Annotated in this window: 1 protein-coding gene; it reads left to right on the forward strand. The window is 62.1% G+C overall.

The genetic code is table 11. From position 1 onward, the window contains the following. The coding region (locus tag AC1DBD_RS17745; protein WP_476982707.1) for a hypothetical protein at positions 1–530 on the forward strand (530 nt) is incomplete at both ends.

Consider the following 530-nt stretch of genomic DNA (forward strand, 5'->3'; position numbering starts at 1 on the left):
GTCATGGCCCAGGTGCTGCGCACTCAGCCGGAACACGGCAAGTTCGATATCGAGAAAATGTATTTGCAGGTGGTCAACAACGCCTGCAGCTTTGTCTATATCGAGAATCAGTATTTCCGCTTTCCGCCATTGGCCGAGCAAATCAAGGCGGCCGCCGCAAAGCAGATAGCCTGGGGCCGCGACCCGGGCGAGCATGGCCCCATCCACCTGTTTGTCGTCACCAATGCGAGCGACGAGGGCATCGGCCCCGGCACGGTCAACACCTACCGGATGCTGGAGGCCCTGGGCCGCGCCGACACCATCCCCGGTGTGGCGAAACTCGAACGGCAGGACAAGCGGCGCGAGGCCTTGCAAAAGGAATATGACGAGGCGGTCGCGGCGGAGAAGCAAGCCCGTGGAGCCATACAGGGCGCCGAGGGAATGCGCCCGTATGTGGACGCAGCGATCACCGTGAAGAAGCTGGCGGAAGCCGTCGAGAACCTGAGGCAGGCGCGAGAAAAGCAGGCGGAACTGGTCGACCAGATGAAAGC

It is taken from the genome of Arthrobacter sp. 10T419, assembly GCF_056394105.1.